The sequence below is a fragment of the Kribbella sp. NPDC004875 genome, assembly GCF_042873375.1.
Taxonomy (GTDB): domain Bacteria; phylum Actinomycetota; class Actinomycetes; order Propionibacteriales; family Kribbellaceae; genus Kribbella.
Window position 1 is genome coordinate 489993 of sequence record NZ_JBIALI010000006.1, and the last position, 26048, is coordinate 516040.

At 69.2% G+C, this 26048-nt stretch carries 31 protein-coding genes; 23 read left to right on the plus strand and 8 right to left on the minus strand.

Translation table 11 applies throughout. From position 1 onward, the window contains the following. Positions 1-28 precede the first annotated feature (28 nt). From ACFYRH_RS32825 to ACFYRH_RS32860, 8 genes are all read left to right on the plus strand, one after another. A complete protein-coding gene (locus tag ACFYRH_RS32825) occupies positions 29-1405 on the plus strand; it encodes an ATP-binding protein (protein WP_387783420.1) in 1377 nt (458 codons plus the stop codon). A 116-nt stretch (positions 1406-1521) separates the two neighbouring features. Further along, a complete protein-coding gene (locus ACFYRH_RS32830) occupies positions 1522-3120 on the plus strand; it encodes an ABC-F family ATP-binding cassette domain-containing protein (RefSeq protein WP_387783422.1) in 1599 nt (532 codons plus the stop codon). 125 nt (positions 3121-3245) lie between these two features. Beyond that, complete coding sequence (locus ACFYRH_RS32835) at positions 3246-3728, plus strand: hypothetical protein (protein ID WP_387783424.1); 483 nt, start codon at positions 3246-3248, stop codon at positions 3726-3728. 7 nt (positions 3729-3735) lie between these two features. Beyond that, positions 3736-4890 (plus strand): sensor histidine kinase, encoded by a 1155-nt coding sequence (locus tag ACFYRH_RS32840; RefSeq protein WP_387783426.1) that lies wholly within the window; start codon positions 3736-3738, stop codon positions 4888-4890. Then, positions 4887-5525: a response regulator gene (locus ACFYRH_RS32845; RefSeq protein ID WP_387783428.1), complete on the plus strand. Its 639-nt coding sequence runs from the start codon at positions 4887-4889 to the stop codon at positions 5523-5525. The genes ACFYRH_RS32840 and ACFYRH_RS32845 overlap by 4 nt, the downstream gene beginning before the upstream one ends. Positions 5526-5625: 100 nt before the next feature. Continuing rightward, on the plus strand, positions 5626-6642 hold the full coding sequence (locus tag ACFYRH_RS32850) for a HoxN/HupN/NixA family nickel/cobalt transporter (RefSeq protein ID WP_387783430.1): 1017 nt from the start codon (positions 5626-5628) through the stop codon (positions 6640-6642). 44 nt (positions 6643-6686) lie between these two features. Continuing rightward, on the plus strand, positions 6687-7088 hold the full coding sequence (locus tag ACFYRH_RS32855; protein WP_387783432.1) for an ArsR/SmtB family transcription factor: 402 nt from the start codon (positions 6687-6689) through the stop codon (positions 7086-7088). Further along, a complete protein-coding gene (locus ACFYRH_RS32860) occupies positions 7085-8059 on the plus strand; it encodes a cation diffusion facilitator family transporter (RefSeq protein ID WP_387783434.1) in 975 nt (324 codons plus the stop codon). Before ACFYRH_RS32855 ends, ACFYRH_RS32860 begins: the two co-directional genes overlap by 4 nt. Here the strand turns inward: ACFYRH_RS32860 and ACFYRH_RS32865 are convergent. Then, on the minus strand, positions 8013-8525 hold the full coding sequence (locus ACFYRH_RS32865) for a GNAT family N-acetyltransferase (protein ID WP_387783966.1): 513 nt from the start codon (positions 8523-8525) through the stop codon (positions 8013-8015). The two genes, ACFYRH_RS32860 and ACFYRH_RS32865, sit on opposite strands and share 47 nt — an antisense overlap. Before the next feature lie 83 nt (positions 8526-8608). Between ACFYRH_RS32865 and ACFYRH_RS32870 the strand changes: the two genes are divergently transcribed. The 3 genes from ACFYRH_RS32870 (at position 8609) to ACFYRH_RS32880 (ending at position 10563) form a co-directional block, all read left to right on the plus strand. Beyond that, positions 8609-8896 carry a DUF1905 domain-containing protein gene (locus ACFYRH_RS32870; protein ID WP_387783436.1) on the plus strand — a complete coding sequence of 96 codons (288 nt, stop codon included), beginning with the start codon at positions 8609-8611 and terminating at the stop codon, positions 8894-8896. A gap of 193 nt (positions 8897-9089) precedes the next feature. After that, entirely contained in the window at positions 9090-9389 is a 300-nt protein-coding gene (locus ACFYRH_RS32875) for a hypothetical protein (protein WP_387783438.1), read from the plus strand. A 55-nt stretch (positions 9390-9444) separates the two neighbouring features. Next, a complete protein-coding gene (locus ACFYRH_RS32880; protein WP_387783440.1) occupies positions 9445-10563 on the plus strand; it encodes an epoxide hydrolase family protein in 1119 nt (372 codons plus the stop codon). Here the strand turns inward: ACFYRH_RS32880 and ACFYRH_RS32885 are convergent. Together ACFYRH_RS32885 and ACFYRH_RS32890 are read right to left on the minus strand one after the other, a co-directional pair. After that, positions 10553-10825 carry a zinc-binding dehydrogenase gene (locus ACFYRH_RS32885; protein ID WP_387783442.1) on the minus strand — a complete coding sequence of 91 codons (273 nt, stop codon included), beginning with the start codon at positions 10823-10825 and terminating at the stop codon, positions 10553-10555. The genes ACFYRH_RS32880 and ACFYRH_RS32885 overlap by 11 nt on opposite strands. Further along, positions 10822-11073 carry an alcohol dehydrogenase catalytic domain-containing protein gene (locus tag ACFYRH_RS32890; RefSeq protein ID WP_387783444.1) on the minus strand — a complete coding sequence of 84 codons (252 nt, stop codon included), beginning with the start codon at positions 11071-11073 and terminating at the stop codon, positions 10822-10824. The genes ACFYRH_RS32885 and ACFYRH_RS32890 overlap by 4 nt, the downstream gene beginning before the upstream one ends. Before the next feature lie 42 nt (positions 11074-11115). On the opposite strand from ACFYRH_RS32890, the gene ACFYRH_RS32895 reads away from it, so the two are divergent. Further along, on the plus strand, positions 11116-11742 hold the full coding sequence (locus ACFYRH_RS32895; protein ID WP_387783446.1) for a DUF2461 domain-containing protein: 627 nt from the start codon (positions 11116-11118) through the stop codon (positions 11740-11742). 11 nt (positions 11743-11753) lie between these two features. Here ACFYRH_RS32895 and ACFYRH_RS32900 read toward each other — a convergent pair whose 3' ends face one another. Then, positions 11754-12626: a helix-turn-helix domain-containing protein gene (locus ACFYRH_RS32900; protein ID WP_387783448.1), complete on the minus strand. Its 873-nt coding sequence runs from the start codon at positions 12624-12626 to the stop codon at positions 11754-11756. A gap of 450 nt (positions 12627-13076) precedes the next feature. Here ACFYRH_RS32900 and ACFYRH_RS32905 point away from each other — a divergent pair, with 450 nt between their 5' ends. Beyond that, positions 13077-13271, plus strand: a complete 195-nt coding sequence (locus tag ACFYRH_RS32905) for a hypothetical protein (RefSeq protein ID WP_387783450.1) — start codon at positions 13077-13079, stop codon at positions 13269-13271. A gap of 29 nt (positions 13272-13300) precedes the next feature. Continuing rightward, entirely contained in the window at positions 13301-13486 is a 186-nt protein-coding gene (locus ACFYRH_RS32910; RefSeq protein ID WP_209700137.1) for a hypothetical protein, read from the plus strand. Positions 13487-13724: 238 nt separating this feature from the next. Here ACFYRH_RS32910 and ACFYRH_RS32915 read toward each other — a convergent pair whose 3' ends face one another. After that, the gene (locus ACFYRH_RS32915) at positions 13725-13958 is read right to left on the minus strand and encodes a DUF397 domain-containing protein (protein ID WP_387783452.1); all 234 of its coding nucleotides are present in this window, start codon (positions 13956-13958) and stop codon (positions 13725-13727) included. Positions 13959-14238: 280 nt separating this feature from the next. Between ACFYRH_RS32915 and ACFYRH_RS32920 the strand changes: the two genes are divergently transcribed. The 3 genes from ACFYRH_RS32920 (at position 14239) to ACFYRH_RS32930 (ending at position 17188) form a co-directional block, all read left to right on the plus strand. Then, entirely contained in the window at positions 14239-15060 is an 822-nt protein-coding gene (locus ACFYRH_RS32920) for a SigB/SigF/SigG family RNA polymerase sigma factor (RefSeq protein ID WP_387783454.1), read from the plus strand. Between the two features lie 212 nt (positions 15061-15272). Beyond that, positions 15273-16013: a hypothetical protein gene (locus tag ACFYRH_RS32925; protein WP_387783456.1), complete on the plus strand. Its 741-nt coding sequence runs from the start codon at positions 15273-15275 to the stop codon at positions 16011-16013. Positions 16014-16075: 62 nt separating this feature from the next. Next, positions 16076-17188, plus strand: coding sequence for a geranylgeranyl reductase family protein (locus ACFYRH_RS32930; protein ID WP_387783458.1), 1113 nt, complete (start codon positions 16076-16078; stop codon positions 17186-17188). Here the strand turns inward: ACFYRH_RS32930 and ACFYRH_RS32935 are convergent. Next, positions 17132-17980: a MarR family transcriptional regulator gene (locus ACFYRH_RS32935; RefSeq protein WP_387783460.1), complete on the minus strand. Its 849-nt coding sequence runs from the start codon at positions 17978-17980 to the stop codon at positions 17132-17134. The genes ACFYRH_RS32930 and ACFYRH_RS32935 overlap by 57 nt on opposite strands. Before the next feature lie 154 nt (positions 17981-18134). On the opposite strand from ACFYRH_RS32935, the gene ACFYRH_RS32940 reads away from it, so the two are divergent. From ACFYRH_RS32940 to ACFYRH_RS32960, 5 genes are all read left to right on the plus strand, one after another. Continuing rightward, entirely contained in the window at positions 18135-18998 is an 864-nt protein-coding gene (locus ACFYRH_RS32940) for an ABC transporter ATP-binding protein (RefSeq protein WP_387783462.1), read from the plus strand. Next, complete coding sequence (locus ACFYRH_RS32945; RefSeq protein ID WP_387783464.1) at positions 18995-19825, plus strand: ABC transporter permease; 831 nt, start codon at positions 18995-18997, stop codon at positions 19823-19825. The genes ACFYRH_RS32940 and ACFYRH_RS32945 overlap by 4 nt, the downstream gene beginning before the upstream one ends. A gap of 7 nt (positions 19826-19832) precedes the next feature. Beyond that, positions 19833-20861, plus strand: a complete 1029-nt coding sequence (locus tag ACFYRH_RS32950; RefSeq protein ID WP_387783466.1) for a zinc-dependent alcohol dehydrogenase family protein — start codon at positions 19833-19835, stop codon at positions 20859-20861. Positions 20862-21066: 205 nt separating this feature from the next. Continuing rightward, positions 21067-21330 carry a hypothetical protein gene (locus ACFYRH_RS32955; RefSeq protein ID WP_387783468.1) on the plus strand — a complete coding sequence of 88 codons (264 nt, stop codon included), beginning with the start codon at positions 21067-21069 and terminating at the stop codon, positions 21328-21330. A 122-nt stretch (positions 21331-21452) separates the two neighbouring features. Further along, a complete protein-coding gene (locus ACFYRH_RS32960; RefSeq protein WP_387783470.1) occupies positions 21453-22271 on the plus strand; it encodes a MerR family transcriptional regulator in 819 nt (272 codons plus the stop codon). Here ACFYRH_RS32960 and ACFYRH_RS32965 read toward each other — a convergent pair. Then, positions 22255-23787, minus strand: coding sequence for an alpha-N-arabinofuranosidase (locus ACFYRH_RS32965; RefSeq protein ID WP_387783472.1), 1533 nt, complete (start codon positions 23785-23787; stop codon positions 22255-22257). The two genes, ACFYRH_RS32960 and ACFYRH_RS32965, sit on opposite strands and share 17 nt — an antisense overlap. A gap of 31 nt (positions 23788-23818) precedes the next feature. Between ACFYRH_RS32965 and ACFYRH_RS32970 the strand changes: the two genes are divergently transcribed. Next, positions 23819-24844: a LacI family DNA-binding transcriptional regulator gene (locus ACFYRH_RS32970; RefSeq protein ID WP_387783474.1), complete on the plus strand. Its 1026-nt coding sequence runs from the start codon at positions 23819-23821 to the stop codon at positions 24842-24844. Positions 24845-24919: 75 nt separating this feature from the next. Here the strand turns inward: ACFYRH_RS32970 and ACFYRH_RS32975 are convergent, their stop codons facing one another. Continuing rightward, positions 24920-25897, minus strand: a complete 978-nt coding sequence (locus tag ACFYRH_RS32975) for an aldo/keto reductase (RefSeq protein WP_387783476.1) — start codon at positions 25895-25897, stop codon at positions 24920-24922. Between the last annotated feature and the right edge of the window lie 151 nt (positions 25898-26048).

Below are 26048 nucleotides of genomic sequence, written 5' to 3' on the forward strand. Positions count from 1 at the left end.
GGGCCGGTTCAGCCTGCGGAGCCGCGTGATGCTGGCGTACGGCCTGCTCGCGCTCGGCCTGTCGACGGTGCTGGCGATCGTGACCTGGAAAGTCGTCTCGAACTACCTGACCGACCAGCGCGAGTCGTCGGCGGTGACGGTGACCGCCGACAACGCCGCCGCGCTGCGGTACGGGTTGTTCGGTGCACCGGTGCCGTGCAGCCCGGGGCACGAACGGGCCGAGTGCAGCGGCCCGACCCTGCAGCCCGGGGTGTCTGTCATCAATGTCATGAACAGCCTGCCGTCGACCGACGCGGCGGCGTCGATGGTCTACATCGAGGACCATTGGTACGCCTTGACCGGCAAGCCGTCCGACCTGCCGTCGGACCTGATCCAGACCGCGCTCGCCGGTACCGTCGTCCAGCGGCGGATCGAGGTGGGCGGGCGGCCGGTGCTCGCGGTCGGCGTGCCGATGGGACGGCAGGGCGAGGCGTTCTTCGAGTGGCACCCGCTGACCAGCCTGGACAACACGCTGCGCACGCTGAAGTTCACGCTGGTCGCGGCGGCGATCGCGACCGCGCTGATCGGGCTCGCGGTCGGGAGGCTGGCGAGCACCCTCGCGTTGCGGCCGTTGGCAGAGCTCACCCGGGCCGCGGATGCCGTCGCGCGCGGAAAGCTGGACGCGCGGCTGCAGGCGGAGAGCGACAAGGACCTCGGCGGCCTGGCGCGGTTGTTCAACCAGACCACCGCCGATCTGGAGCGGCGGGTCGAGGCGGACGCGCGGTTCGCCGGCGACGTGAGCCACGAGCTGCGGACGCCGTTGATGACGATGCTGAACTCGATGCAGCTGATCCAGAACCACAGTGCGGAGCTGCCGGCCGCCGTACGGGAGCCGGTCGAGCTGCTCGGCGACGACCTGGACCGGTTCCGCCGGCTGGTGATCGACCTGCTGGAGATCTCCCGCGACGACGGTGGCGACCGGGGGAGCCGGGAGATCGTCCGGATCGCCGACCTGGTGCGCGCGGCGGCGGACGCGACGGCCGGTCGCGACGTGACCACGGTCGAGCCGGAGGCCGAAGGGCTGACCCTGCAGGCCGACAAGCGCCGGCTCGAGCGGGTCATCGCCAACCTGGTCGAGAACGCCGAGGACCACGCCGGTGGCTGCAAGGGCGTCGGTGTCCAGGCCGGCGGTCTGGGGGTCGTGATCACGGTCGACGACGCGGGGCCGGGCGTCCCGGTGGAGGACCGGGCGAGCATCTTCGAACGCTTCGGCCGCGGCGGGACCTCCGGTCGTGGGCGCGGCGTCGGCCTGGGCCTGGCGATCGTCGCCCGGCACGTGCAGTGGCATCACGGAAGCATCCAGGTCACCGACCGCCCGGGCGGCGGCGCCCGCTTCGTCGTCGAGCTGCCCGCGAAAATCAGCTGACGGCTGTTGGCCCGCCCGGCTACCGTGGGCATATGGCTACTTGCCTCTGTGTCTAGCTGACGCACCCGCTTCTGCAGGTGAGGTGTGTCCACTAGCTACCACGGAGAGTAACCATCATGATCACCGTTCGCGGTGTAGAACTTCGCGTCGGCGCGCAGCTGCTGCTGGCCGACATCTCGTTCACCGTCGGCATCGGCGACCGCGTCGGGCTCGTCGGCCGCAACGGCGCCGGCAAGACCACGCTGATGAAGACGCTGGCCGGTGAGGAACGTCCGGCGGCGGGCGACATCGCCGTCACCGGGTCCATCGGCTACCTGCCGCAGGACCCGCGGGCGGCCGATCCCGCGATCACCGTCACCGACCGGATCCTGTCGGCACGGAACCTCGACACCGCCGTACGACGGCTGCGCGAGACCGAGGCGGCGATGAGCACCGCCACCGGCGAGGCCCAGGAGAAGGCGATGGCGGCGTACGCGCGGGCCGAGGCCGAATTCCAAGCAGGCGGTGGCTATGCGGCCGAGGCGGAAGCGGCGCGGCTCGCGGCCGGCGTCGGGCTGCCGAATCGCGCGCTGGTGCAGCCGATCGGTGAGTTGTCCGGTGGGCAGCGCCGGCGCGTCGAGCTGGCCCGGATCCTGTTCGCGCAGCACGACACGCTGCTGCTCGACGAGCCGACCAACCACCTGGACGCCGACTCGGTGCTGTGGCTGCGGCAGTTCCTGCAGTCGTACGCCGGTGGCCTGATCGTCATCAGCCACGACCGCGAGTTGCTCAAGGCAACGGTCAACCGGGTGTTCCACCTCGATCCGCAGCGGCGCACGGTCGACCTGCACAACACCGGCTACACGAAGTACGTCGAACAGCTCGGCCTGGACGAGCGGCGGCGGCAGCGCGAGCGCGCGGTCGCCGAGCGCAAGGCCTCGGTGCTGCACGCCCAGGCGGCGAAGATGCAGGCGAGCGCGGGGACGGCGGTCGCGGCCAAGAACATGGCCCGGCGCGCGGACAAACTGCTCGCCGGCCTCGAACCGGTCCGCCGGGCCGGCCGGGTGGCCAAGATCCGGCTCCCGGCCCCGGCGCCGTCCGGCCGGACGCCGCTGTCCGCCGTCGGCCTGAAGAAGGCGTACGGCGGTCTGCAGGTACTGAACGGTGTCGACCTGGCCGTGGACCGGGGCAGCCGGGTCGTCATCCTCGGACTGAACGGCGCGGGCAAGACCACGCTGCTCCGGCTGCTCGCCGGCCGCGAACAGCCGGACGAGGGACGCGTCGTACCCGGTCACGGTCTGCGGCTCGGGTACTTCGCCCAGGAGCACGACACCCTGGATCTGGCCGGGACCGTGCGGCAGAACCTGGCGGCGGTCGCGCCCGGGCTCACCGACGGCGAGGTCCGGAACGTGCTCGGTTCGTTCCTGTTCAGCGGCGACGACGTGGACAAGCCGGCCGGCGTCCTGTCCGGCGGCGAAAAGACCCGGCTCGCGCTGGCCGGTCTGGTGCACTCCAGCGCGAACGTGCTGCTGCTGGACGAGCCGACCAACAACCTCGACCCGGCCTCGCGGGACGAAGTACTGGGTGCGGTGGGCAGCTACCCGGGCGCGATCGTGATGGTCACCCACGACGAGGGGGCCATCGAGGCGCTCCGCCCGGACCGGGTGCTGATCCTCCCGGACGCCACCGAGGACCTCTGGTCGGACGACTACTTGGACCTGGTGTCCTTGGCCTAGTGTCCTGAGTCAACCCTCGGGTTGAGGCCCGGTTCCACCCGGGTCTCACCTCGGGGCTGACGTTCCGGACGCCCGGTGCGAGGAGTGTTGTCACCAACAACAACTCCTCCGAAAGGACCCCAGAAATGTCGGCCGTGATCGGTATCTTGCTTGGCCTGCTGGTGCTGTTCCGGGTCGTCGGCCGGCAGGTGACCGGTTCGCTGGTCACCCAGCGGTCGCTGTTCCTGATGCCCGGGATCCTGCTGTGCGTCGGACTGCTGTCGACGTCGTCCGCGGTGCACACCGCATCCACCGGTGAGATCGCCTTCCTGGCTCTCGACTGCGTCCTGCTGATCGGCTTCGGGTTCGCCCGGGGCGCCAGCATCCGGCTGACGCAGACCGACGAGGGCCTGTTCCAGAAGGGCACCGCGATGACGCTGGTGCTCTGGCTGGTGACCATCGCGCTCCGCGTCGGTACGTCGTTCGCGTCGGCCGCGCTGTGGCCGCACAACAGCTTCAGCCAGGCGACGCTGGCGCTGACGATCGGCGTCACGATCGCCGCCCAGAACGCGGTGATCTACCGCCGCTCGCAGGCGCTGCGCATCCCGTTCGCCGTCGACCGGGCATGATGACGTCATGAGATGGACGCTGGCAGACCGGGCCCCGGATTCGTCCGTGCCCGGTCTGCTGCTGCGTGCGGTCCCGAGCGTGCTGACGATCATCTCGGTCGTGGTCGCCGCCCGGAACCACGACGAGCACCGGTTCCCGTACGCCGTGATCGTCGCCCTCGGCGTGATCGTTGTGGTCAGCAACATCTCGACGCTCTGGCTCCGGTACGGCGAACCCCTCGGCCGCGCCGGCTACGGCCTGCTGGTGTTCGCGATCGCCGGCTCGCTGCTCTGGTACGCACTGCCCGGAAGCGTGATGATCGTGGCCCCGTTCTGGGTCACCCGGTCCGCGGTCAGGTACTACAAGCCCGGCCGGCTGGCCTGGGTGATCGTCGGGATCGGCGTCCTCGGGGCGAGCCTCCCGTTGTACGCCACCAGCCGGTCGTGGACCGTCGCGTTCGGGGCGGCGTTCGGGGTGATCGCACTGACGTTCGCGTCGATCAACCGGCGGACCCGCGAACAGCAGCTCGAGGACCTCGAGGTGTCGCTGGCGCGGAAGCAGGCCGCGATCGAGGAGCACGAGCGGGCCGCGGCGCTGGCCGAGCGGGCCCGGATCGCGCGCGACGTGCACGACGTACTCGCGCACTCGCTGGCCGGGCTGTCGCTGACTCTGCAGGGGGCCCGGTTGATGCTGGTACGGGACGGGGCGTCACCGGAGGCGATCGAGCAGGTCACGCGGGCGCAGGGGCTGGCCGCCGACGGGCTCGCCGAGGCGCGGCGGGCGGTGGCGGCGTTGCGGGAGGACGCGGTTCCCGACGTACGGGCGCTGGCGGATCTGGTGACGGCGTACCGGCTGGAGACGGGTGCGGCAGGGGAGTTCGTGGTGGAGGGGGACGAGCGGGAGCTGTCGGGCGACGTGATGGGCACGTTGTACCGGACGCTGCAGGAGTCGCTGGCCAACACCCGCAAGCACGCGCCGGGCGCCGCGGTGCGGGTGGAGCTGGCGTACGGCGATCCGCTGCGGCTGACCGTGGAGGATCAGCAGGGGAAGCGGCCGGAACGGGCGGCGCCGGGTGGCTACGGTCTGCTCGGGATGCGGGAACGGGCCGACCTGGCCGGTGGATCATTGGAGGCCGGCCCGGTGCCGACGGGCTGGCGCGTCGAGCTGAAGGTGCCGGCATGAGTGTGCGAGTGGTGGTCGCGGACGATCAGACCGTGGTGCGGGACGGGCTGGTGACGCTGCTCAAGCTGCTGCCCGGGATCGACGTGGTCGCGGCGGCGTCGGACGGTCAGGAGGCCGTTCACTTGGTGGCCGAGCACGATCCCGACGTACTGCTGGTGGATCTCCGGATGCCGACGATGGACGGGGTGGAGGCGACGCGGCGGGTGCGGGCCGAGCATCCGCGGACGGAGGTCGTCGTGCTGACGACGTACAGCGACGACGACTCGGTGTTGTCCGCGCTACGGGCCGGGGCGCGCGGGTTCCTCACCAAGGACGCCGACGCCGAGTCGATCGGCCGCGCACTCGAGGCGGCCGCGGCCGGCCAGTCGATCCTCGACGCCGACGTCCAGCGCCGCCTGATCGAAGGCACCGCCGCCTCGTCACGACCGGTGGCAGCCTCCGACTCGGGCCTCACCCCACGCGAACTCGAGGTCCTCCGCCTGATCGCCGAGGGCCTGTCCAACACCGAGATCGCTCGCCACCTGGTCGTCAGCGAGGCCACCGTCAAGACCCACATCAACCACCTCTTCGCCAAAGCCAACCTCCGAGACCGAGCCCAAGCAGTCGCCTACGCCTACCGCCTCGGCCTGGCCTGATCCTTCTGCGACTGGGTTGCATCTGAATCGGGGCAGGCGTTTACTGCGGTTTGTGAGGCGGATGGGTGTTACCGGGCGGGAGTGGGGCTCGGTGGGGGCGATGGCGGCGTTTGTGCTGCTGTTGCATCTGGTGGGGTGGGGAGTGCTGGCGCTGGTGGTGGCGCCGCGTCATTACCTGCTGGGGTCGGCAGGGGTGTTCGGGGTCGGGCTGGGAGTCACGGCGTACACGCTGGGGATGCGGCACGCGTTCGACGCCGACCACATCGCGGCGATCGACAACACCACCCGGAAGTTGATGGCGGACGGGCGGCGGCCGTTGTCGGTCGGGTTCTGGTTCTCGCTCGGGCATTCGACCGTGGTGTTCGTGCTGTGCTTCCTGCTCGGGCTCGGCGTCCGCACGCTGGCCGGCCAGGTCGCCAACGACTCGTCCCGGCTGCAACAGATCACCGGCCTGATCGGTACGGCGGTCTCCGGCGTCTTCCTCTACCTGATCGCCGTCCTCAACCTGGTGGTCCTGGTCGCGGTGCTGAAGGTCTTCCGCCGGATGCGCACCGGCGAGTACGACGAAGCCTCGCTCGAGCACCACCTCGACCGGCGCGGCTTCCTGAACCGCATCCTGTCCGGCGTCACGAAGGCGGTCAGCCGCCCGTGGCAGATGTACCCGATCGGCATCCTGTTCGGCCTCGGTTTCGACACCGCGACCGAGGTCAGCCTGCTGGTGCTGGCCGGCGGCGCCGCCGCGTTCAGCCTGCCCTGGTACGCCGTCCTGACGCTGCCGATCCTGTTCGCGGCGGGGATGAGCCTGCTCGACACGATCGACGGCTGCCTGATGAACTTCGCCTACGGCTGGGCGTTCGCGAAACCGGTCCGCAAGGTCTACTACAACATCACCATCACCGGCCTGTCCGTCGCCGTCGCACTGGTGATCGGCAGCATCGAACTGATCTCGATCCTCACCGACCGGCTGCACATCGACCACGGTCCGCTGGCCGCGATCGCCGCCGTCGACCTGAACTACGTCGGCTACGCGATCGTCGGGCTGTTCGTGGTCACCTGGCTGGTCGCACAGGCGATCTGGAAGTACGGCCGGATCGAAGAGAAGTGGACCACTCGCTGACGGTGATCCTTGCCGGTCGGTGAGCGATGCCTTACCGTGAACATATGAAGAGTTCTGCAGATGTGCAGCTCGACTCCTGCAACGTCCGGCTGGTCGACCCGGAGCGGGTGGCGAGCGTCCATGCCAGGATGCCCGGCGAGGACGACATCGTCGACACCGCCGACGTGTTCGGCCTGCTCGGCGATCCGCGGCGGCTGAAGCTGCTGGTGGCCCTGCTCGACGGAGAGCTGTGTGTCTGCGATCTGGCCGCGATCACGGGACTGAGCGAGTCCGCCACGTCGCATGCCCTGCGACTGCTGCGGGCGCACCGCGTGGTCGCCGTACGGCGGGACGGGCGGAACGCGTTCTACCGCCTGGACGACGCCCACGTGCGGATGCTGCTGGATCTCGCGGTCACGCACACCGAGCACACCGACGCCATCCACCCGGAGAGGGCCGAGTCGTGAGCGCCGGACACGGCCACGGCCACGGGGTGAGCGCGGCGGCGGACAAGAAGCTGCTGAGCGGTGCGCTCGCCCTGATCGTCGGCTTCATGGCCGCCGAGGTCGTGGTGGGTATCGCGGCAGGCTCGCTGGCCCTGGTCACCGACGCCGCGCACATGCTGACCGACGCGATCGCGATCGGCCTCGCACTGCTCGCGATCCGGCTCGCCGCGAAGCCACCGGCCGGCGGGTACACCTACGGCTTCAAGCGGGTCGAGATCCTCTCCGCGCAGGCGAACGGCATCACGCTGCTCCTGCTCGCGGTGTACTTCGTCTACGAGGCCGTCAGCCGGATGATCCACCCACCCGAGGTGAAGGGTGGGCTCGTCCTGATCACCGGCCTGGCCGGCATCGTGGTGAACCTGCTCGCCACCTGGCTGATCAGCAAGGCGAACCGCTCCAGCCTGAACGTCGAGGGCGCGTTCCAGCACATCCTGAACGACCTGTTCGCGTTCATCGCGACCGCGGTCGCCGGTCTGGTCGTCCTGCTCACCGGCTTCGCCCGCGCGGACGCGATCGCCGCGCTGGTGGTCGCCGCGCTGATGCTCAAGGCCGGGATCTCACTCGTCCGGGACTCGGGCCGGATCTTCCTCGAGGCCGCCCCGAGCGCCATCGACCCGCAGGCGCTCGGCGCCGAGCTGTGTGCGATCGAGGGCGTCGTCGAGGTGCACGACCTGCACGTCTGGGAGATCACCTCGGGCGAGCCGGCCGCCTCCGCGCACATCCTGGTTGCCGAGGGCCTCGACTGTCACCAGATCCGGGTCCGGGTCGAGCAGCTGCTTGCCGATCGCCACCACCTGACGCACTCCACGCTCCAGGTCGACCACGCGACCGGCGACGAGCCGTCGGCCCATTGCAGCGACGCGCACGGGACGGTCCACCGGTCGATCACAACCGCTGCGCAAGCACCTGACCCGGCCAGTCCGGCTCATTGATCCGCGGTACGGCGAATGCGACGTCCCGCGTGAACCCTTGCCGCTCGTAGTACCGGACCAGCGCCCCGTCGCCGCCCGCGAAGCAGTCGACCCGCAGGAGGTGTACGCCGTCCTCGCGGGCCAGACCGCGGGCGTGGTCGAGGAGAGTGCCGCCGATGTTCTGCCCGGCGGAGGCGCGGTCCGTGACGAGCAACCGGACGTACAACTCGGGCTCGGTTGCCGGCGGCACGTACTCCATCGCCGCCCCGACCGCGAGCGCCCCGACGACCCGATCATTCGTTTGAGCGACCCACAATCCGTGGTCGTCCGCGAACCCGGTGATCTGCTCGACCCGCCGCGGGCTGGTCGAATGCGGCGCCGTACCCCATTGGTCGATCCGGCCGCGAGCAACCAGCCATTCCGTCGCCCCGTCGAGCAGGGCCAGCACCGCCGGTACGTCGTCCCGCCCGGCCCGGCGGATCATCATCTGCACGGATCCAGAATAAGTTGGCCGGAGATGTCGAAAGACGGCGAACAGTCTCTACTGAGGAGTGTAGAGAGGAGCTCACGATGAGCGAGAAGACCGGGAAGCTGGACAAGACCTTCACCGCGCCGCTGCTGCAGAGCGACGCCAAAGGTGGTTGGACCTATCTGCAGATGCCGGACTCGGCGGAGTACTTCGGGACGCGTGGGCTGGTGAAGGTGCGCGGCACGATGGACGGGCACCCGTTCGAGACCTCGTTCATGGCTCTCGGTGACGGCACCCACAAGCTGCCGGTCAAGGGTGAGCTGCGCAACCTGCTCGGCAAGCAGCCAGGAGACCACGTCACCGTGCATCTGGAGGAACGTCTCGGTTGACAGTGACTTCCGTTTGATCTGAGATCACCGTCACAGCCGGTCATGTTCTGAGTAAGGACTCTGTGAAGAATCGATCCTGACCGGCTGCCGGGGTGGGGATCCTCGCAGGCCGGACCGTACCGTCGATGACGGGTGGTCCGTCGAAGTCAGGAGTGAACGAAGTGCTACGGGGCTCACGGGACGTGCCGTCGGCATGCCCATCAGCGGATCCGGTCGCGCCGTGATCACGCTGAACAAGATTCTCGGTGTCGCCGGGCTGGTACTCCTGCTCGGTGGGGCGCTGCTCGGCTTCCGGTCGGTCTCCGCGAGCGGAACCGACTGCGGTTCGGCGTTCCAGCCGGCCGGTGGCATCACACCGATGTCCTGCGACAACGCGCTGAACGGCGCGAGCACCCTGGTCACGGTCGTGATCAGTGCCGGCGTGCTCTGCCTGATCGCGGCCGTCGCGGTCAAGGTGGTCCGGGACCGCGGCCACGCGAAGGTCGGCGCCTGACCCGGGTCTTCGCAAATCCTTTGCGGAGCCCGATCCGGTGCGCGAAGGTGCCGGAGTGACGATCGAACCCTTCCGGCTGGACGTACCCGACAGCGAGCTGGACGATCTGCGCCGGCGGCTGGAGCTGGTGCGTTGGCCCGACGAGATGCCGGGCTCCGGGTGGACCCGCGGCGTACCGCTCGGCTATCTGCAGGAACTGGTCGCGTACTGGCGGGACGCGTACGACTGGCGCGCGGCCGAGGCACGGTTGAACGAGTGGCCGCAGTACACGACCACGATCGACGGTGCGCGGGTGCATTTCGCCCACATCCCGTCGCCGGACCCGGACGCGATCCCGCTCGTCCTCACCCACGGCTGGCCGGGCTCGATCGTCGAGTTCACCGAGGTCGCTGGCCTGCTCAGGGACTTCCACCTGATCCTCCCGACCATTCCCGGGTTCACGCTGTCCGGCCCGACGCGCGAGCCCGGCTGGGAGTTCAAGCGGGTGGCGCGCGCGTGGACCGAGCTGGTCACCCGGCTCGGCTACCAGCGGTACGGCGTCCAGGGCGGCGACTGGGGTGCGGCGATCTCCCGGGAGGTCGGGCGGATCGATCCGGATCGCGTGATCGGCGTACACCTCAACCTGATCCCGGGTGCTGGGGCGAGCTCCGAGCCGACGCCGGAGGAGCTCGCGCCGCTCGACCCGGCCGAGCGCGAACGGACGTGGGCGTCCTGGCGCCGCCAGCAGGAGTTCGCGACCGAGCAACAGGGGTACGCCGATCTGCAGTCGACGCGACCGCAGACTCTGGCCTACGCGCTGACCGACTCACCGGTCGGGCAGCTGGCGTGGATCGCGGAGAAGTTCGCGACCTGGACCGATCCGGCGAGCCCGGTGGATCGCGACGTACTGCTCACCAACGTGATGCTCTACTGGCTCACCCGGACCGCGGGATCGGCGGGTGCGATCTACTACGAGCGCGCGCACGCGCCGTACTGGGGACAGCCGGCCGAGCCGTCGCGGACGCCGACCGCGCTGCTCGACCTGGCGCACGAGAACTTCGTCCCGCTGCGGCACAAGGTTGCCGACAGCGACAACATCGTCCGCTGGACCAGCCACCCGCACGGCGGCCATTTCGCCGCGCTCGAACAGCCCGCCGTGCTGGCCGCCGACATCCGCTCGTTCTTCAGGGCTTGAGCACGAGCTTCCCGGTGGTCCGGCGGGCGAGCAGGTCCTCGTGCGAGCGGCGCGCCTCGGCGAGCGGGTACTCGGCGCCGACGAGTGGACGGAGCTGCCCGCGGGCGGTCAGGTCGAGGAGCGCGGCGAGCGGTTCGGCGTACTTGCCGGGAAGTTCCATCGCGGGAACCAGCCAGAAGCCGGCGATCGAGAGGTTGCGCTGGGCAAGGGTGCTGGGGTCGACGGCGGGCCGCCCTTCCCGGCCCGCGTTGCCGTAGTTCACCAGCCCGCGTTGCCGTAGTTCACCAGCCCCGGCCGAAGCCTCGTGCGGCCGACGATCTCGACGCCGGGGACGAACGGCAGGGTCACGCCGCCGCGGTAGGAACCGTCGGTGCGGTGGGTGTCGGCGAAGTTCACCCCGGCCGCGCTGACCTCGACGAGCAGCTGGCCGGGGCCGGCGGTCGGTGCGTCGAGTTCGGTCGGGACGAGGACTTCGGGGCCACCGAACTCGGTGACCTGGACGGCGCGCATCTCGGTGTCGGTCCTCCGCGTCGGGCGAACTATCGTTGCCCCATGAGTTTTACCGGGTTTCCGGCTGCGGCGCTGGACTTCTACGACGATCTCGAAATGGACAACACCAAGAGCTTCTGGACCGCGCACAAGCAGGTCTACGAGGAGTCGGTCCGGGCGCCGATGGCGGAGCTGCTGGCAGAGCTCGAGGAGGAGTTCGGTCCGGCGAAGCTGTTCCGTCCGTACCGTGACGTCCGGTTCGCCAAGGACAAGACGCCGTACAAGACCCATCAGGGTGCGTACATCGCGGTCGCGCCGGCCACCGGGTGGTACGTGCAGGTGTCCGCGCCCGGTGTCCGGGTCGGGGCCGGCTTCTACGAGGCGAGCACCGAACGGCTCGGCCGGGTCCGCGCGGCGATCGACGAGGACCGCCGCGGCTGGCAGCTGGAGAAGATCCTGGCCGGCCTCCGCAGGGCCGGCTGGGAGGTCGGCGGCGAGAAGCTCAAGACCAGCCCGCGCGGCTACGACGCGGACCACCCGCGGATCGACCTGCTCCGGCACAAGTCGCTGAGCGTCGGCAAGAACTACGGCTTCGAGCCCGTCATCCACACCGCGGACCTGGTCGCCCAGATCCGCAGCGACTGGCGAGCGACCAAACCGCTGATCACCTGGCTGACCGACAACAGCTGACCGGATGGGGGTCAGGCCTCGAAGTCCTTGCGGATGTCGGTGAGGATGTCGCGGGTCTTGTTCGGCGGCGGCGCCGCGACGCAGAGGGCCTCCATGGTGGCCGTGTACTGGTCGAGGTCCTCGAGCTTGTCGAGGTACAGCGCGCTGCTCAGGTGCTCGATGTAGACCATGTCCGGCAGGTCCTGCTCCGGGAACCGCAGGATGCTGTACGCACCACCGGTGGCCGCGTGGCCGCCGACGTGGAACGGCATCACCTGGAGCGTGACGTTCGGCATCTGGGACGCGTCGATCAGGTAGTCCAGCTGGTCGATCATCGTCTTGACGCCACCGATCGGGCGCCGGAGCACCGCCTCGTCGACGACGGCCCAGATCCGCACCGGGTCCGGACGGGTGAGCACGATCTGGCGGTTGGTCCGCAGCGCGACCCGGCGCTCGACCTCCTCGGCCGCGATCATGCCGCGGCCGAGCTGGATCACCGCGCGGATGTAGTCCGCGGTCTGCAGCAGGCCGGGGACGAACTGGAGCTCGTAGACACGGATCAACTGTGCGGCGGCCTCGAGGTCCAGATAGGAGTGGAACCAGCTCGGCAGCACGTCGCCGTAGCGGTGCCACCAGCCCGGGTTGTTCGCCTCACGGGTGAGCGCGAGCAGCCGCTCCCGCTCTTCCGCGTCGTCGACGCCGTACAGCGTGAGCAGGTCACGGACGTCGCGCTCCTTGAGGCCGACCCGGCCCAGCTCCATCCGGCTGACCTTGGACTCCGACGACCGGATCTCCCAGCCCGCGTCCGATCGGCTGATCCCTGCTGCCACCCGCATCCGGCGAAGGTGCCCGCCGAGAATGATGCGCAGCGCGGTCGGTCCGCTCTGCGCGCCCGACTCGGTCACACCCACCTCCCAGCGGCCCCAGCGATCGTCATCAGCGGAAATCTCACCCGCGAGTGCACATCATCGCACGGCAGGTAGCCGATCTGCCGAAGTTCTTACCCAACACCGTCGACTCCGCACCTGCGATCACGGAGCGTAAGAGTAGTCGACGCGAGATCGAGCTTATTTGTCAGTACATAGTAGACGGTCCATGGGGTGTCGAACACCGTTCGTCCGGGTCCGGACACCCCCGATCCAGGCGGAAACAGCGGCGAAGTGGTCTCGAAATGGAAAACGTGCGGATGCACGTGCATCGGGCGCTTGCATTCGCCGCGTGCCGACGCCATGATTGATTCATGCACAGAAGGTGAGCTGGATCTCGCGAAAAGTGACATCGCGTGAACCGGCAGGCCGGTCCTACAGAGCGCCGACGGCCCCCCGTTGGCATGACTGGTTGGGGAACCCGAGTCGATGAACGACGACGACAGTGAACGTGTGGAGCAGACCGCCACCCTGTCCGGCGGCCGCGCGCCCGAGGAGCTGACGGAGCGGGAGATCCAGGATCTGGTCGCGCGTTGCCCCGAGCAACAGCGCTGGGCCTTCGAGGGCTGGTTGCGCGGTGTCCGTCAGCTCGACGGCGACCCGATCGTGAGTCTGGCCCCATGACGACTGAGACCTCAGGAGGAGGACGGAAAATGGTGCGGATCTGGCTGGGTGATCACCTGATCGCCGAGTACGCCGCCGAGCCGGACCGCGCCTCGCGGTACCAGCGGGTGATGACCCCGAAGTTCACCGGATTGCGAATCACCGTTGACAATTCGGTCACCGGGAAGGCGTCCGAGCTGCCGAGCGAACAGCTCTGGCCGCTCACCGTCCAGTAGCGCTGTCAGCATCTCCTGACCTGCCCCTCAGGCACGCCGGGACCGACTCTCGCCGGAGAGTTGGTCCCGGCGTTTCCATGTTGTCGGTGGGCTCGCCGGCGGCGTCTCGGCGTACCTGAGGCGCTGCCCGTCCCAAGGCATACAGAAGGGCCCCTTCGTCACTCGCCTGGCGAAGGGGCCCTTGCTCTGTGATGCGTGTTTGTTACTCGCTACTGCTTGGTACCGCGGTTATTGGTGCTCAGGCGAGGTAGTCGAACTCGCCGTCGTGAACGCCGCCGAGGAACGCCTCGATCTCGGCCTTCGTGAACACCAGGGCCGGGCCGTCGGTGAAGCGCGAGTTGCGCACCGCCACACCACCGTCCGGCAGCTTCGCGACCTCGACACAGTTTCCGTTGGGGCCGCTTCGCTGGCTCTTCTTCCAGATCAGCGCACTGTTCGAGTCGCCGGGCATGCCGTTGTAGATCGCAGTCATCAGCTGCACCTTCCATACGTCCTTGGCATATGCACGTGCATTTGGCCTTGCATTTGCATCGTACACGGTTTGGGGGCGTGTGTCCGCACCCTTACTTCCTGTGATGGTGTCGCGCTCAAACGCCCGCTTGACGGGCGCTCCCGATCGCCATCGGTGACGGTTCGGACCGATCTTCGGATCGGACGCATGAGATCCGGACTGGTGGGTACGACTTCTCTTGGAGGCATGACCGTGGTTCAGCTAAGTGCCACGCCGTGACAACAGTCGCGAGGTCATACCAATGGTTACGAGCACGATGGAGCGGGCTTCGGCCCGCAGCGGCGCCCCGACGGACCGGGCCGCACGCGAAGCAGCCACCCGGGAGCTGATGGAACGCCGGGCTGCCAGTACCTCGGAAAGCGAGCGGCAGGAACTTCTCGAGCAGGTCGTCGAACTGAACCTGGAGATGGCCCAGGGCATCGCGCGCCGCTTCCGCGGTCGGGGAGCCGAGGCCGACGACTTGGAACAGGTCGCTTACCTGGGGCTGGTGAAAGCAGCCCACCACTACAAACTGGAGGCGGAGACCCCGTTCATCGGGTTCGCCATCCCGACCATCCGGGGCGAGGTCAAGCGGTACTTCCGGGACTGTGCCTGGACGGTACGGATCCCGCGCCGCCTGCAGGAGATGCAAGGCACGATCGCGACCAAGCTGCCGGCGCTGGAGCAGGAGCTGAACCGCGAGCCGACGCCGGCCGAACTGGCCGCACACCTCGAGGTCGACGTGGCCGAGGTCGAGCAGGCGCTGGCGGCCAAAGGCTGTTTCAACGTGTTGTCGCTGGACCGCCCGGCCGAGGCGGATGCCGAACTCACCCTGGCGGATGTCGTCGCCGATGACGACGACGCCACGATCGACCAGCTGGAGACCGTCGAGATGCTGGAGCCGGTACTCGCCGGTCTCGGTGAACGCGACCGCCGGATCCTGCAGTTGCGGTTCGTCGAGGGCTGGACCCAGTCGGAGATCGGCAACGACATCGGCGTCAGCCAGATGCAGGTCTCACGGGTCCTTCGCCGGATCCTCGACGACCTGCGGGAGAAGCTGGCCCCGGTGCAAGCGGCCGCGTAGGTCTCGCCGCCGGTTCGTCGCCAGATCGGTCTGGCGACGAACCGGCGTACTGGCGCAGTGGCGTAGTGGCCGCAGTACCGCCTCGACGCGCCATCCCGACTCGATCGCCGCCGGACCTCGCGACTCGCTGGCCGGTGAATCTCACTCAGGGTGCTGGGGTCCATGCACAATGGGGAGGAAGAGGGGATGAGTCGTTGCTCTTGGCGCTGCGGATGTTCAGGACCGTGCCCGCGGACGCGGTCGCGATCCTGCGCGCCTACCCACCGATGGTGGTGTGCTTCGCCGCGGCGCTGACCGGAACCGCGCTGGTCTTCGACGTCTTCTATCTCGTCGCCAGCCCCGGCCTGACGCTGGCGCTTGTCTACACGGTGCCGGTGCTGGCGGGTCTGATCGCCGGATTGGTTGCCGCGGCCGACGACGTCGACCTGCGGCGCGGGGTGCTGCTCCGTACCGTTGGCCTGGCCGTTGCTCTCGGCATCACGAACTCGATCGTGGTGGCGATGATCGCCGCGATGGTCCGCACCAACCCGTCGAACTGGTCGTCGGGCGGTCAGTCGGTGTTGTTCGCGGCCTGCACGGTGTTCGCTGTCGCCCTCACGATCGTTGCTGGTAGCAAGCTGATCGATGCGCTCGGCATCGAGATGCAGACCAAGCTGCCGCACCGCCGGGCGCACCACCGGGAGCCGATCGCCGCTCCGGCGGTCGCCGCGCCGCGGCCGCAGGTGAGTAAGGAGTCGGCGGCCCGCGCCGCCGCGCCACCGCCACCTCCTCCGGTCGTCGTCGCGGACGACGAGGAGACTGTCCCGGTCTTCGTCCCGCCACCCCCGAAGGTGGTCGACCCCGACGAGCCGCGGCCGGTGACCGCGTCGGGCTCTGTCGGTTCCCATACGCCCCGCGCGCGCCGGACGAGTGCCCGGCGTACCAACAAGCCTGGGCGCCGTCCGGGTACCTGACGATCCCGAGTCCCGGCGTTCGCAGGCGGCTGCGAGACTGAGCGGGACCACGGGAGGCGGATGTGTGGGATGTGGTGATCACCGGGGCCGGGCCGGCGGGATCGGCGACGGCTCTGGGGGCGTTGGCGGCGGATCCGAGTCTCTCGGTCCTGCTGCTCGACCGGCACGACTTCCCGCGGGACAAGGCCTGCGGCGACGGGATCGCGCCGCACGTGCTCGACCTGCTCGCCGGCGTGGGCGTGACGGGCATCCTCGACGACTGGACCCCGGCACGCCGCTTCGTGCTGCATCGTGGTCAGGCAGGCGTCGACCGGGAGATGGCGCGACCGACCTGGGTGGTTCCGCGCACGGTGTTCGACCAGCGACTCGTCGAGGCGGCGCAAGCGGCCGGTGCGCAGTTCGTCCGCCGGCGCGTCCGCGAGGTCGAGCTGCGGCGGGACTCCGCTGTCGTCGACGGTGACCTGCACGGCCGGTTCCTGGTCGGCGCGGACGGCGCCCACTCCGTCGTACGGCGGGAGCTCGGGATCAAAGCCGGTCCGGTCGCGCTCGCGATCCGTGGGTACGCACCGACCCCGGCGGCGCGCGCGGCGAGCCAGGTGATCGCGTACGGTCCCGGCAGGCAACCGTCGTACGCGTGGTCCTTCGACCGCGGCGACGGCTGGTCCAACGTCGGGTACGGCGAACTGCTGACCAGCGCCCGGCCGCGCCCGACCCGCACCGACCTGCTCGCCAACCTCGAGGCGCTGCTCCCGGGATCGACCGACGGCGGCGAGTCCTGGTGGGGACATCACCTCCCGCTCGCCGGCTGGGGCTGGCGCCCCGCACGCGGTCCGGTGCTGCTCGCCGGTGACGCGGCCGGCCTGATCAACCCGATGACCGGCGAAGGCATCTATTACGCGGTCGCCACCGGACTACTCGCGGGCCGGTCGATCGCGGACGCCATTCGAGCAGGCAGCACCGACGCGGGTACGCCGTACCGCCGCCGGACCTCACGTCTGCTCTCCAGACATTTGCGGCACACCGCGCTGGTCGCGCAGCTGAGTCGCTCCGAGCGGATCCTCGACGCCGGGATCCGGGCGGCCGCCGCCGATCAGCACATCTTCGACGACCTCGTCGAGCTAGGCCTCGCCGACGGCATCCTGACTCGCCGCCTGCTGCGCAAGCTCCTGCCCTGAGGTCTTGATCGCGTAAGCCAGCGTGTCCTCGACCCGCTCGACCGGCCAGCTCAGCGCGGCGGCGACCTCGTCCGCGGCGAGCCGCCGGTCCGCCTGCCAGACCACGGCGAGGACCGAAAAGCAGTCCTGGAAGCCCGCGCCGCCAGACATGTCCTCGCTGAGCCGTTCGAAGAACTCCGCCATCTGGGTCAACCGCTCGCCCGCTGGTGTGTCCCGGCCGACCAGCTCGACGCCCTCGGCGGCGGTCTCGGCCCAGTTGTGGTTCGTCCGCGCGCTCACCTCCCAGGCCTTCAGCCAGACGTCCTCGGCGATCACGTAATGCTGCAGGCGGCGTACGGGATCGGGCTCGCGGTGGACCATCCCGACCCGTTCGAGATAGCCGATCGCCTTCGAGATCGACGCCGGGCTGACCCGCAGCTCGCGGACGAGATCGGCCGCGGTGAGGGTGCGCGAGTCGGAGGTATACAGCAGTGCGAGCACGCGGGAGGCCATCCGGGGGAGTCCGCCGTCGACCATCATCGTGGCGAACCGTTCGACGTACTCCTGCCGTGGATCGGTGGTACGCCGGCCCGTCAGGGGCGAGACCGGTCGGCGGCGCCGGGCGCGGGCGGCGGTCGCATAGTGCGCGTGGTCGGCCCGGTATCCGCTCGCACCACCGTTGCGGGCGATCTCGCGGCTGACCGTCGAGGTGGGACGTTGCAGTTGCCGCGCGATCTCGGCGTATCCGAGTCCGTCGGCCAGGCCGGCTGCGATGTCGAGCCGGTCCTGGTGACTCAGTCTGCCTCCGGGCATCGGTCACCTCCGCGCGTTTACTGCCAGGGTCATTGCAACGAATTGCGTTCCGTCGCAGTCTCATTGCACAGATTGCCATGTTTTAAAGAGTTTCGCGATTCCATGAGGCTACCGATTGATTGCCGACAGAGTGAACGCAACATAGCGTCGCAGCATGGTTCTGACAGTGGACGGTCTGCGCATGCGGTACGGCGAGACCGAGGTCCTGCACGATGTGTCGTTCAGCGCACGACCCGGTGAGGTGCTCGCGCTACTCGGTCCGAACGGTGCCGGGAAGAGCACCACGATCGAAATCCTCGAAGGCTTCCGGCTACGGTCGGCGGGCCATGTCGAGGTGCTCGGAGTCGACCCGGCCGTTGGCGACGAGCGCTGGCGTTCGCGGATCGGGATCGTGTTGCAGTCCTGGCGCGACCACGGCAACTGGCGGGTGCGGGAGCTCCTGCACCACCTCGGTAGCTACTACGCGCCGTACGCGACACCGGCGGCCCCGCGTCCGTGGCCGACCGGCGAGCTGCTCGAGGCCGTCGGCCTGACCGCGGCCGCTGCGCAGAAAGTCAGGACGCTCTCCGGCGGCCAGCGCCGCCGGCTCGACGTCGCGATCGGGATCGTTGGTCGCCCCGACGTTCTGTTCCTCGACGAGCCGACCGCGGGCTTCGACCCGGAGGCGCGGTCCGAGTTCCACGACCTGGTCCGCCGGCTCGCGACCGAGCAGGGTACGACGATCCTGCTCACCACCCACGACCTGGACGAGGCGAGCAAACTCGCGCACCGCATCCTCGTCCTCGGTGCGGGCCGGATCATCGCCGCGGGCACGACGGCCGAGCTCACCGCGCTGATCGCGGGCGCGGACGAGGTCCGCTGGTCGGTCGACGGTCTGCCGTACCGCAAGTCGACGACCGAGTCGACTGCCTTCGTCCGCGAGCTGTTCACGACGTACGGCGACGCGCTCGGCGACCTCGAGGTACGCCGGGCCTCGCTCGAGGACACCTATCTGAGACTCGTCCGGGAGCAACGATGACGATCCGACTGGGCTGGCGGCGTGGACTGATCGAGCTCCGCCAGTCGTTCACCAACGGGCCTGAACTGTTCAGCCACTTCCTCTGGCCGGTGCTGATGCTGGTCGCGCTGTTCTTCCTCCGGCACCACGGCTTCGGCTCCACCGGCCTGCTGCTCGGTGCGCTCGCGTTGCCGAGCATCCTCGGGATGAACGCCGCGATGGGCATGGTCAGCATGAGCCAGCAACTCACCGCGGATCGCGAGGACGGCACGTTGCTGCGCGCCAAGGCCGTCCCGAACGGCATGACCGGGTACGTCGTCGGCAAGGTCGTCGCGGTCGCCGGCGGACTACTCGTCGATCTCGCGATCCTGCTGATCCCCGGCCTGTTCCTGGTCGACGGGATCGCGCTCGGCTCGGCGCACTGGTTCACCCTGCTCTGGGTACTGCTGCTCGGCCTGGTCGCGACGCTGCCGATCGGCGCGATCCTCGGCTCGGTCTTCACCACGGCCCGCTCGCAGGGCCTCATCCAGCTGCCGATGCTCGGTCTGATCGCGATCTCCGGCATCTTCTATCCGCTCACCGCCCTGCCTGGATGGGTCGGCTGGATCGGCCAGCTGACCCCGATCTACTGGATGGGTCTCGGGATGCGGTCCGCCCTGCTGCCGCCCGAAGCGGTCGTGGTGGAGGTCGGCGAGTCGTGGCGGCATCTCGAGACGGCCGCGGTCCTCGGACTCTGGGCCGTCGCGGGACTGCTGTTCGCTCCCGTCGTACTGCGGCGGATGGCCCGCCGGGAGTCGGGGTCGAAGGTCGCCGAGCGTCGGGAGCGCGCGCTGCGCCGCGTCGCATGATGGAGATATGACTGACCAGATGCAGGCGTGGGCAGTGGACCGTCCAGGACCCATCGACAGCGGTCCACTCCGGCGGGTACGTCGTCCCGTCCCGGAACCTGCCCCGGGCGAGGTGCTCGTGAAGGTCGAGGCCTGCGGGATCTGCCGCACCGACCTGCACCTGGCTGAGGGTGATCTGTCACCGAAGCGGCCCGGTGTCGTCCCCGGGCACCAAGCCGTCGGCTCGGTCGTCCGCCGCGGGTCGTCGGCCGACCGGTTCGCTGTCGGGGATCGCGTCGGCATCGCCTGGCTGCGGAGCACGTGTGGCGTCTGCGAGTTCTGCCGCAAAGGATCCGAGAACCTGTGCCCGCGGTCGACGTACACGGGCTGGGACGCGGACGGCGGCTTCGCGGAGTACGCCGTCGTACCCGAGGACTACGCCTACGCGTTGCCGGCCGATCGGCCGGCGGTGGAGCTCGCGCCGTTCCTGTGTGCCGGGATCATCGGCTACCGGTCGCTGCTCCGCGCGAACCTGCCACCGGGCGGCCGGCTCGGGATCTACGGGTTCGGTTCCAGCGCGCACCTCACCGCGCAGATCGCGACCGCCCAGGGGGGCGAGCTGTTCGTGATGACGCGTGGCGCGGGGAACCGGGAGCTGGCCCGCGAACTTGGTGCGACGTTCGTGGGGGAGACGGCCGATCCGCCGCCGGTGCCGCTGGACTCGGCGATCGTGTTCGCGCCGGCCGGTGACGTGGTCCCGTACGCGCTGGCAGCCCTCAAGCCCGGTGGAACTGTCGCGGTCGCCGGCATCTACCTGTCCGACGTGCCGGTGCTGAACTACGAGCGGCACCTGTTCCACGAGCGGGACCTGCGCAGCGTCACCTCCAACACCCGTCGCGACGGTGAGGAACTGTTCCGTCTGGTCGCGCGCTTGCCGGTCGCCGCGCACACCACGGTCGTGCCGTTCGAGGCCGTCGACCGGGCGCTCGCCGACCTCGCTCACGGCCGCGCCAGTGGCTCATTGATTGCTGCTGTGAATACCGGCATGAATAACTGAACCGGACGGACCCGATGTGCGTTAGAACTGGGTGAAGATTCCACCGCTGGGCCGTGCGGAACTTCAGGGCGGCCTGCTAGCTGCGTTAGATTTGATCAAATCTTACCGCGCTACCAGGGAGTGTGACCGTGCGTATGCAGGATCGGGCCAAGCGACTACGGTCGGTCCTGGTTGACGTGCGTGCGACGGCGCGAGAGGACGGCCGGTGCTGAACAAGGTCCTCGGCGCCGTGGGTCTGGTCCTGCTGATCGTCGGGGTGGTACTCGCCGTGCGTCCGGTGCACGCGGGTGGCGACTCCTGCGGCTCGGTCTTCCAGCCGGACAAGGGCATCACGCCGATGCAGTGCGACGCCCGGCTGAGCAGCCGGGGCAACCTCGTCACCGGCTTCGGCGCGGGCGGTGTCGCGCTGATCGTCACCGCCGTCGCGATCGCCGCGATCCGCGATCGCCGCACCCGCGTCGCCTCCTGACCCACCTCTTTGGGCCTCCACCTACCGTTTCGCGCACCAGAAAATGGTTGGTGGGGGCACAAAGCCGGTCGTGGAGTGGTACGGCTTGACCTTGACACTGTGTCAAGGCGGAGGGTGGCTGCATGTTCACCATCGGAGACTTCGCCGCGTTCGGTCAGGTGTCGGCGCGGATGCTGCGGCACTACGACGCGCTCGGGCTGCTCCGGCCGGCCGTCGTCGACGAGCTGACCGGCTACCGGTTCTACTCGGCCGACCAGTTCAGCCGGCTGAACCGGATCATGGCGCTCAAGGATCTCGGGTTCAGCCTGCAGCAGGTCGGTGAGATCGTCGACGCCAAGCTGTCCGCGGAGGAACTGCGCGGCATGCTGCGGCTGCGGCAGGCCCAGCTCGAGGACGACCTGGCCCGCAGCACGGCCCGGCTGGCCGGCGTCGAGGCGAGGCTCCGGCTCATCGAGAGGGAAGGTCACATGCCCACCGACGACGTCGTCCTGAAACACATCGCCGCCACAAGAGTCGCGGAGCTGTCCGCGATCTCGCCGAGCTACGACGGCGAGGACATCGGCCCCGTGCTGCAGCCCTTGTTCGGCCAGCTCTTCGAGCGCCTCGGCGCCGCCGGGGTCGCCCCGTCCGGTTCGCCGGTCGCGTACTACGAGGACGCGGACAACGACACGATCCGCGTCCATGCCGCCGTACCCGTCGGTGCCGGGGAGGCGATCGATCTCGAGTTCCTGGAACTTCCCGCGCTCGCCCAGGCCGCGACCATCGTGCACAAGGGCGACATGATGGAAGCCGACCGCAGTATGCAGACGCTGGCCCGCTGGATCGAGGACAACGGCTATCGCAGCCAGGGCTACGCGCGGGAGGTGACACTCCAGTTCGACAGGGACACCCCGGCGAACTGGGTGCACGAGTTCCAGATCCCGATCAGTAAGCGGAACTGACCGTCGCGAACGAGTGGGGCGGCAACGTCACCCGGAAACCGCGGGGCTCCGGTTCCACCTCGAGCTGGACCGGAGCCACCGCGCCCGGCTCCGCGACCGTGTTGAAGGCCTGCGGTTTCGATGCCGTCAGCAACCGTCCGGCCGGGTCGCGGACCGCGCCGCCGCGCAGGTCCAGGACGACGTCCAGCGCCGCGACCGGATCGAGATTGCTCACCGAGACCAGCACCCGCCCGTCCTTCACCGACGCGGACGCCGACATCAGCTCCGTCGGCTTCCCGTCCAGCTGGTACGGCGCGGGTCCCTCGACCACATGCGTCGGTACGGCGACCGCGTCGTGATGCCCCTTGTTCATCTCGAAGACGTGGTACGTCGGGGTCTTCACCAGCCCGCCCCCGGTGTCACTGTCATCGGTGAGCAGCATGGCCTGCAGCACGTTCACTGTCTGCGCGATGTTCGCCATCACCAGCCGGTCCGCGTGCCGGTGGAAGATGTCGAAGTGCAGGCCGGCGACCAGCGCGTCCCGCATCGCGTTCTGCTGGTAGAGGAAGCCCGGGTTGGTCCCCGGCTCGACGTCCCACCAGGTACCCCACTCGTCCAGCACCAGGCCGATCTTCCGGTCCGGGTCGTAGGCGTCCATCAGCGAGGAGTGCGCGCGGATCACCCGGTCGATGTCCTGCGCCTTGCTGATCGTCCGGTAGTACGACTCGAGGTCGAACTCGGTCGCGCTGCCCTTGTTCTCCCAGCTGCCGGCGACCGTGTAGTAGTGGAACGAGATCGCCTGGAAGATGTTCTTCGGGCCGCGATCACAGCCGAGGCAGCTGACCGCCTTCAGCAGCGCCTCGGTCCAGGCGAGGTCGTCGTCGGCCGCGCCGGCCGCGATCCGGTACAGCTTGTTGTCGCCGTGGTCCTTGAGGAACGTCGCGTACTGCCGCGCCTGGTCGGCGTACGCCTCCGCGCGCTGGTTGCCGCCGCAGCCCCAGGCCTCGTTGCCGATACCCCAGAACGGGACCTTCCAGGGCTCGTCGCGCCCGTTCGCCTTCCGCTGCCGCACCATCGGGCTGTCGCCGTCGCGGGTCAGGTACTCGACCCACTCGCTCATCTCGCGGACGGTTCCGCTGCCGACGTTCCCGTTCACGTACGGCGCGGCGCCGAGCAGCTCGCACAACGCCATGAACTCGTGGGTGCCGAAGTGGTTGTTCTCCTCGACGTTGCCCCAGTGCGTGTTCACCATCGACGGCCGGTCCGCCTTCGGCCCGATGCCGTCCTTCCAGTGGTACTCGTCCGCGAAGCACCCGCCCGGCCAGCGCAGGTTCGGGATGTCCAGCGCGCGTAACGCGTCGACGACGTCCCGCCGGATCCCGCCTTCGTTCGGAATGGGGGAGTCCGCACCGACGTAGAAGCCGCCGTAGATGCACCGTCCGAGGTGTTCGGCGAAGTGTCCGTACAGGTGCCGGCTGATCGTCGGCCCGGGGACGTCGAGGTCGATCACGACCCGGGAAGTCGTCGCTTCAGGCATAGGGCCCTCCTGTGTCCTTACAGTGGTCGGCATGAAGAAAACCTCGAGCGTGGTGACGATGGCCGACGTCGCCCGGTTCGCCGGGGTGTCGACGATGACGGTGTCGAACGTGATCAACGGCCGTCCACGGGTCGGTCCCGACACGCGCCAACGGGTGCTCGCGGCGATCGGGGAGCTCGGTTACCAGGTCAATCTGGCCGCCCGCCATCTGCGCGCCGGCCGGACGGGCGTGGTCGGCCTCGCCGTACCGGAGCTGGAGCGGCCGTACTTCGCGCAGCTCGCCGGGCGGCTCGCCGATCGGTTCGAGGCGCACGACCTGCGGATCGTGACGGAGCGCACCGGCGCCAGCCGTGAGGGCGAGCTGGACGCGGTCGCGTTCTCCCGCCTGCGGATGTACGACGGCCTGATCCTCAGCGTGGTCGACATCGACCCGGCCGAGCTGAGCCAGCTCCGCACCGACGCGCCGGTGGTGATGATCGGCGAGCGCGCGCTGCCGTCGCGGTTCGACCACGTGATGATGGACAACGTCGACGGCGCCCGGCAGGCGGTCGCGCACCTGCTCGCCACCGGCGCCCGCCGGATCGCGATGATCGGCGGCGACCCGGCCGGCACCGCGACGATGCCCGCGCTCCGCGCCGAGGGATACGCGCTCGCGCACCGCGAGGCCGGCGTACCGGTCGACCCGGAGCTGAACATCCGCTGCCCGTTCCGGCTGCAGGACGGGTACGACGCGATTCGGGGGCTGCGCGATCGCGGGATCGGTTTCGACGCGGTGTTCGGACTCACCGACGTCGTGGCGATGGGGGCGATCCGCGCGCTGGCCGACGGCGGGCTGCGGGTGCCGGACGACGTCCAGGTGACCGGGTTCGACGACATCGACGAAGCGGCGTACCTGGTGCCGGCGCTGTCCACGGTCAATCCCGGGCACGACGCGATGGCCGAGGCGATCACGTCGTTGCTGATAGCGCAGATCAACGGGAGCCCGCGGAAGGAACCACAGGAGCTCGTCGTCCCCGCTCAGCTGATGATCCGGGGCACGACGAAACCATTGGCGTGAGTCCGTCGGCGGGCCCGGCATGGACCTAGATATATCGATAAACCAGCACGCCGGGCAAGAGCTCGGCGGCCCGGATCATTCGCTCAGGAGCTTCGCGATCTCGGTCATCTGGTCGTCCCGCAACGCTCCGTGGGCCATCGCGCCGGCGTTCTGCTCGGCCTGCGCCACGGTCCGGAATCCGGGAATCGGCACGGTCCGCGGGCTCCGCGCCCACAGCCAGGCGAGTGCACCTTGCGCCAGCGTCCGCCCCTCGCTCTCCAGCACGTCGCGGATCGCTGCCACCTTGTCCCACCACTGCGGTGCGGGTACACCGCCCTCGGCGAAGTACCGCAGCCAGGAGGGCGGAAGGGTGCGGATGTCGGCGCCGGTAGCCGGCCGGCTCGCGTCGCGGCGGCCGAGGATGCCCATCCCGAGTGGTGTCCGGTTGATGCTCGCCAGATCCTCCCGCTCGCAGAGCGCGAAGAAGTCCGGGGCGTCGTGCAGGACGCTCGCCTCGTGCTGCACCGCTGCACAGTGCTCGCCCCGCGCGAAGAGCTCCGCGCTGTGTACGGTGTCGGTGCTCCAGGCGTAGCTGCGGATCAGTCCTTCGCGGACCAGTTCCTCGCAGGCCTCGCGGAGCGGTAGCGCGATCTCGTCGGTCGTGTCGAAGTGCAGCTGGTAGAGATCCAGGTAGTCCGTGCCGAGCCGGTCGAGTGATGCGCGGACCGCCTTGTGCACGTACTCCGGTGTCGTGTCCTGGTGGTGCATGACCCGCGTCGACTCGTCGAAGGTGTTGCCCCACTTGGTGGCGATCACCACCTGGTCGCGGATCCCGCTGATCGCCTGCCCGAGCACGCGTTCGCTGTGCCCGGCGCCGTACACGTCCGCGGTGTCGAAGAACGTCACGCCGAGCTCGATCGCGCGCCGGATCGCCCGCACCGACTCGTCGTCGTCGACGACACCCCACCCCAACGGTTCACCGGCCGGGTTGCTGAACGGTCCACCGATCGCCCAGCACCCGAACCCGACCGGGCTGACCTCGATTCCTGCACGACCCAAGCTGCGCATGTCCATGGGCCCGACTCAACCAGCTCGCCAATCATCCGTCCAATGAATCTTTTGTCATGAGTTCATGCGCTGCACGTATATGACGAAAATCAGCCCTTTACCTACCAGTGCACTGTTAGGTAACCTTCCTAACAATTCAACTCCGCGCCCCCGGAGG